At 55.2% G+C, this 6,896-nt stretch carries 5 protein-coding genes; 4 read left to right on the forward strand and 1 reads right to left on the reverse strand.

What is annotated here, in order from left to right; genetic code table 11:
* The first annotated feature begins 88 nt into the window (after positions 1-88).
* Positions 89-1,597: a YdgA family protein gene (locus OGX81_RS14925; protein WP_110123531.1), complete on the forward strand. Its 1,509-nt coding sequence runs from the start codon at positions 89-91 to the stop codon at positions 1,595-1,597.
* Positions 1,598-1,667: 70 nt separating this feature from the next.
* Here OGX81_RS14925 and OGX81_RS14930 read toward each other — a convergent pair whose 3' ends face one another.
* Positions 1,668-2,696 carry a Mal regulon transcriptional regulator MalI gene (locus tag OGX81_RS14930; RefSeq protein ID WP_104868702.1) on the reverse strand — a complete coding sequence of 343 codons (1,029 nt, stop codon included), beginning with the start codon at positions 2,694-2,696 and terminating at the stop codon, positions 1,668-1,670.
* 176 nt (positions 2,697-2,872) lie between these two features.
* Between OGX81_RS14930 and malX the strand changes: the two genes are divergently transcribed.
* From malX to add, 3 genes are all read left to right on the forward strand, one after another.
* Positions 2,873-4,465, forward strand: a complete 1,593-nt coding sequence (gene malX, locus OGX81_RS14935; RefSeq protein WP_012132501.1) for a maltose/glucose-specific PTS transporter subunit IIBC — start codon at positions 2,873-2,875, stop codon at positions 4,463-4,465.
* 10 nt (positions 4,466-4,475) lie between these two features.
* Entirely contained in the window at positions 4,476-5,648 is a 1,173-nt protein-coding gene (locus tag OGX81_RS14940; RefSeq protein WP_104868703.1) for a MalY/PatB family protein, read from the forward strand.
* A 100-nt stretch (positions 5,649-5,748) separates the two neighbouring features.
* Positions 5,749-6,750 (forward strand): adenosine deaminase, encoded by a 1,002-nt coding sequence (gene add, locus OGX81_RS14945; RefSeq protein WP_047457232.1) that lies wholly within the window; start codon positions 5,749-5,751, stop codon positions 6,748-6,750.
* The last annotated feature ends 146 nt before the right edge of the window (positions 6,751-6,896 follow it).

The raw sequence follows: 6,896 nt of genomic DNA on the forward strand, positions 1-6,896 counted from the left end.
TTTTAACAACTCTTGCTAAGCTAGTTAAAGGCTCACAACTTCTCCAGGCGGTTTAATCCGCCTGGTTTCATTTTTATGGATAATCGATATGAAAAAATCGCTGGTAGCTACAGGTGTGATCGTCGCCCTGGGCGTGGTCTGGACAGGCGGGGCCTGGTACACCGGGAAAAAACTAGAAACGCATCTCGCACAGATGGTGAATCAGGCAAATGAGCAGCTTAAACGCACGGCGCCTGAAGCCGCCATTGAGCTGAGCTATCAAAACTACCAGCGCGGCATTTTCAGCAGCCAGTTACAGCTGGTGGCGAAGCCTGTCGAAGGCAAGGAAAACCCCTGGCTGAAACCAGGACAAAGCGTCGTACTGAACGAAGCGGTGGATCATGGCCCTTTCCCGTTCGCACAGTTGAAATCGTTTAACCTTATCCCTGCGATGGCCTCGGTGAAGACGACCCTGGTCAACAACGACGTCACCAGACCGTTGTTTGATATCGCAAAAGGCGAGACGCCGGTCGAGATTAATTCCCGGATTGGTTATGGCGGCGATACCCGCTCAGATATCTCGCTCAAGCCGTTGAATTATGAAAATAACGGTGAAAAAGTCGCCTTTAGCGGCGGGGAATTTCAGCTGAATGCCGATAAAGACGGCAATGTCGTTTCACTGTCAGGCGAAGCGCAAAGCGGCCTGGTGGATGCCGTCAACGAATATAACCAGAAAGTCCAGATTACTTTTAATAACCTGAAAACCAACGGTTCCAGCACCCTGGCCAGCTTCGGCGAGCGTATTGGCAACCAGACGCTGTCGCTGGAAAAAATGACGGTATCGGTAGAGGGTAAAGAGATGGCCGTGCTGGAGGGCATGGTGATCGACGGTAAGTCCGATCTCGTCAACGACGGCAAAACCATCAATAGCCAGCTGGATTACTCGCTGAACAGCCTTAAAGTGCAGAATCAGGATCTGGGTAGCGGCAAGCTGACGCTGAAAGTGGGACAGATCGATGGTGAAGCCTGGCACCAGTTTAGCCGCCAGTATAACGCTCAGACTCAGGCGCTGATGACGCAACCCGAGGTGGTGCAAAATCCTGAGCTTTATCAGGAGAAAGTGACCGAAGCGTTCTTTGGCGCCCTGCCGCTGCTGATGAAGGGCGAACCGGTGATTACCGTCGCGCCGTTAAGCTGGAAAAACGCTAAAGGCGAGACCGCGCTGAACCTCTCCTTGTTCCTGAAAGATCCGGCCGCGACCACTGAAGAACCGCAAACGCTGACTCAGGAAGTGGATCGTTCCGTTAAATCTCTTGACGCGAAGCTGACGATCCCGATGGATATGGCCGTTGAGTTTATGACCCAGGTCGCCAGACTGGAAGGTTATCAGCAGGAAGATGCCGATAAGCTGGCGAATCAACAAGTCAAAGGGTTAGCCGCGATGGGGCAAATGTTCCGCATCACCACGTTGCAGGATAATACCATTGCCACCAACCTACAGTATGCCAATGGTCAGGTAACGCTCAACGGGCAAAAAATGACGCTGGAAGAGTTTGTCGGCATGTTTGGTATGCCTGCGCTCTCCGTGCCGGACGCTCCGGCTATTCCTCAGCAGTAAGTTTTCTGTACGTCCCGCGCCCGGCGGGACTTTCCCGTCGGGCCGCTATTCAAACACCTGTCCCGCTACGCTATTTTTGCGTCACCAGACGAGCGGAAATGGTCTGGCTGCGCGAATGGCTCTCTTCATGACCAATCCGTTGCAAGATGCGCTCCGCAAGGGTATAGCCAATTTCGCGGGCTGGCGTGCTGGCCCAGATGATCGGCAGATCGTCCAGCACGTTTTCCGCCACATCAGCAAACGCCGCCAGCGAGATCTGTTGTTCAAAATAGCGATCAACGCCAATTTCACCACTCTGCCGCCCCGCTTTCATCAGGCCAAACCATGCTCCCATCGCAATGGTTTCGTTGTAGCACACCACTGCGCTGATGGTCGGGTTATGCCGCAATAATGCGGTAATGGCTTCGGCGGCCTGCTTCTGGCTGGATGCGCACTCCAGCACCCAGTCGCTGTGAAAAGGCAACCCAAACTTCAGCAGCGTCGCGCAATAGCCGCCGACGCGCTCCGCGCGCGTTAATGAGGAGCTTTGCCCTCCCAGCCACGCGATCCGCTGATGCCCAAGGCGAATCAGATGTTCCGTCAGTAGCTGCGCCGCCTGCATGTTATCCGGCCGGACAGTATCCACCTCTTCCAGATAACTGGCGCGCGAGGCAAACACCACCGGAATCCCTTTTTCTTCTGCCCGTTCCCGGAGCGCATCGCTGCTACCCGCCGCTCCGGCGATCACCACGCCATCCACCCCCTGATTAAGGAGCATAGCGAAGCGCTGACTCAGCTGTTCGCCATCCTGACCGCCGTGCAACAAAAAGACCATGCGCCCCTGCGCTTCCAGCGCCTCTGTCAACCCGGCCGTGAGTTCCGCATAAAAAGGCGCAGACAGATCGCGCACAATCAGCCCAATGACGCCGCTTTGCCCACCGCGAAGCGCCGATGCCTGGCGGTTACGCACAAAGCCCAGCTGTTCAATCGCCGCGTTAACCCGCTCGCCGGTGGCTGACGAAATCCGCCCTTTGCCACTGAGCACTAATGAGACGGTACTGACGGAGACGCCAGCCGCCAACGCGACATCATGGATGGTGGTTTTTTTGGCTATAGCCATGAAAAAAGAAAGCTCCCTGATAACGTGACAGATAAAACGTTTTATCAATCACTTATATTTATACGCTTTATTATCGTTCGATAATGTGATTTGCGCCGCACTAAAATTAGGTAAAACGTTTTATCTTCTCGCTCAAATAATTGACCACAGCCTTCTTTTTCACGAGGAGTCGTTAGATGACGACGAAGACAACACCAAAAATAACATTATGGGAATTTTTCCAGCAGTTGGGTAAAACGTTTATGCTGCCCGTGGCGCTGCTCTCTTTCTGCGGGATCATGCTGGGGATCGGCAGCTCGTTAAGCAGCCACGATGTCGTCACCCTGCTCCCGGCGCTGGGCAACCCGGTGCTACAGGCCATCTTTACCTGGATGAGTAAAGTCGGCTCGTTCGCTTTTAGCTTCCTCCCGGTGATGTTTTGTATCGCAATTCCGCTCGGTCTGGCGCGTGAAAACAAAGGTGTCGCCGCGTTTGCCGGTTTCGTCGGTTACGCCGTAATGAACCTTGCCGTGAACTTCTGGTTAACGGCGAAAGGCATTCTGCCGACGACTGACGCCGCCATTCTGAAAGCCAATAACGTACAGAATATCCTCGGGATTCAGTCTATCGACACGGGGATTCTGGGGGCGGTGATCGCCGGTATCGTTGTCTGGATGCTGCATGAGCGTTTCCACAATATTCGTCTGCCCGATGCGCTGGCTTTCTTTGGCGGTACGCGTTTCGTGCCGATCGTCTCTTCCGTGGTGATGGGACTGGTCGGGCTGGTCATTCCGCTGGTATGGCCTGTTTTTGCAATGGGCATCAGCGGTCTGGGCCACATTATCAATAGCGCGGGTGATTTCGGCCCGATGATCTTTGGTACGGGTGAGCGCCTGCTGCTGCCGTTCGGCCTGCACCACATTCTTGTCGCGCTGATTCGCTTTACCGAAGCGGGCGGTACTCAGGAAGTCTGCGGCCATAGCGTGAGCGGCGCGTTGACCATTTTCCAGGCGCAGCTGAGCTGCCCGACAACGCACGGCTTCTCTGAAAGTGCGACCCGCTTCCTGTCTCAGGGGAAAATGCCTGCCTTCCTCGGCGGCTTGCCGGGCGCCGCGTTGGCGATGTACCACTGCGCGCGTCCTGAAAATCGTCACAAAATTAAGGGGCTGCTGATTTCTGGCCTTATCGCCTGTGTCGTTGGCGGTACCACAGAGCCGCTGGAATTCCTGTTCCTGTTCGTCGCGCCTGTGCTGTATGTGATTCACGCCCTGCTGACAGGTCTGGGATTCACCATCATGGCGATCCTCGGCGTCACCATCGGCAACACCGACGGCAACATCATCGACTTTGTGGTATTCGGGATCCTGCACGGTCTGTCGACCAAGTGGTATCTGGTTCCGGTGGTCGCCGCCATCTGGTTCGCGGTGTACTACGTCATCTTCCGTTTCGCCATTACGCGCTTTAATCTGAAAACGCCGGGCCGCGATACCGAAATCGCCAGCAATATTGAAAAAGTCATGGCGGGCGCGCCAGGGAAATCAGGCTATAACGTCCCGGCGATTCTGGCCGCGCTTGGCGGCAGTGAAAATATCGTCAGCCTGGATAACTGCATTACCCGTCTGCGTCTGTCAGTGAAGGATATGTCGCTTGTGAATGTACAGGCGCTGAAGGACAATCGCGCTATCGGCGTAGTACAGCTGAATCAACATAACTTACAGGTGGTTATTGGCCCTCAGGTACAGTCCGTTAAGGATGAAATGGCGGGTCTGATGAACACGGTTGAGGCATAAGGACAACGATATGTTCGATTTTTCAAAGGTGGTGGATCGTCACGGTACGTGGTGCACGCAGTGGGATTATGTCGCCGATCGCTTTGGCGCCCCTGACCTGCTCCCGTTTACGATCTCGGATATGGATTTCGCTACCGCGCCGTGCATCCTGGAGGCCATCAACCAACGTCTGGCGCACGGCGTGCTGGGTTACAGCCGCTGGAAAAACGATGAGTTTTTAGGGGCGATCGCCCACTGGTTCGCAACCCGTCACCACACCACGGTCGACCCGCAGTCGATCGTGTACGGCCCCTCCGTGATCTACATGGTGTCGGAGCTGATCCGCCAGTGGTCATCCGTCGGTGAAGGGGTGGTGATTCACACCCCCGCTTACGATGCGTTCTATAACGCCATCGAAGGCAACCAGCGTACCGTTATGGCGGTTACGCTACAGAAAAATGCGGACGGCTGGCACTGCGATATGGCCGCGCTGGAAGCGGTGCTCGCCCGGCCAGAGAGTAAAATTCTCCTGCTGTGCAGCCCGCAGAACCCTACCGGAAAGGTATGGACGCGCGATGAACTGGAGACGATGGCTGAGCTATGTCATCGTCACGGCGTGCGGGTCATCTCCGATGAAATCCACATGGATATGGTATGGGGCGCGCAGCCGCATATCCCCTGGAGCAATGTGGCGCGTGATAGTTGGGCGCTGCTGACCTCCGGGTCAAAAAGCTTCAACATTCCGGCGCTGACCGGCGCCTACGGGCTCATCGGCGATGAGGAAAGCCGCAATCGTTACCTCAGCGTATTGAAGGGGCGTGACGGGCTGTCGTCACCCGCCGTTCTGGCGCTTAGCGCGCACATTGCCGCTTATCAACAGGGCGCGCCGTGGCTGGATACCCTGCGCGAGTATCTTGCTGATAACCTGAATTATATCGCGCATGCGTTAAACACCGCGTTCCCGACGCTAAACTGGCAGGTTCCGCAATCGACCTATCTGGCCTGGATTGATCTGCGCGCGCTGAATATTGACGACCACGCCTTACAGGATGCGCTGATTCATCAGCAGAAAGTGGCCATCATGCCTGGGTATACTTATGGCGAAGAAGGTCGCGGGTTTGTTCGTCTTAATGCCGGTTGTCCACGTTCGAAGCTCGAAAAAGGCGTTAACGGGCTGATCAACGCGATCCACGCTATACGCTGACAATGATTGCGCAATAAAATTATTTATTGCGCAACATAGATTTTACGCCCGTTTTATTTTTATAATGGCGAGCACTTTTATATTAAAAAAGAGTGCGACCATGATTGATACTTCCCTTCCGTTAACTGACGTTCATCGCCACCTTGATGGCAACATTCGTGCCCAAACTATTCTTGATCTTGGCCGCCAGTTCAATTTAGCCCTTCCGGCACAAACGCTTGACGCGCTCATTCCGCATGTGCAGATCACTTCAACGGAGCCTGACCTGGTCAGTTTTCTGGCAAAGCTCGACTGGGGCGTTAAAGTTCTGGCGTCGCTGGATGCCTGTCGTCGCGTGGCCTTTGAAAATATTGAAGATGCCGCCCGCAACGGCCTGCATTATGTCGAACTGCGTTTTTCTCCGGGTTATATGGCGATGACGCACCAGTTGCCTGTTGCAGGTGTGGTCGAAGCGGTCATCGCTGGCGTACGTGAAGGGTGCCAGACTTTTGGCGTTGAAGCTCGTCTGATCGGCATCATGAGCCGTACTTTCGGCGAGGCGGCCTGTCAGCAGGAACTGGAAGCGCTGCTGGCGCACCGCGATCACATTACCGCGCTTGACTTAGCGGGCGATGAACTTGGCTTCCCAGGCAGTCTGTTCCTCTCTCACTTTAACCGCGCGCGTGATGCGGGCTGGCATATTACCGTACATGCTGGCGAAGCGGCGGGCCCGGAGAGCATCTGGCAGGCCATTCGCGAACTGGGCGCCGAACGTATCGGTCATGGCGTGAAGGCCGTGGAAGATCGCGCGCTGATGGATTTTCTGGTCGAGCAGCGAATCGGTATCGAATCCTGTCTGACGTCTAATATCCAAACCAGCACCGTTGCCTCGCTGGCTGCGCATCCGCTGAAAACGTTCCTTGAGCATGGCGTGCTGGCAAGTTTGAATACGGATGATCCCGCGGTACAGGGTGTGGATATTATTCACGAATACACGGTAGCGGCGCCGGCGGCAGGATTAACCCGCGAGCAGATTCGTCAGGCGCAGATCAATGGTCTGGAAATGGCGTTTTTAAGCGAAGCGGAAAAACGCGCATTGCGTGAGAAAGTCGCAGCGGTTTAAGCACGCAACGCCTGATGGCGCTGCGCTTATCAGGCCTGCAACGACACAACCGTAGGCCGGATAAGGCGTTTACGCCGTCATCCGGCAGCACCTACGCCTGATGGCGCTGCGCTTATCAGGCCTACAACTGCACAACCGTAGGCCGG

The organism is Citrobacter sp. CK206 (genome assembly GCF_030333125.1).
Taxonomy (GTDB): Bacteria; Pseudomonadota; Gammaproteobacteria; order Enterobacterales; family Enterobacteriaceae; genus Citrobacter_B; species Citrobacter_B koseri.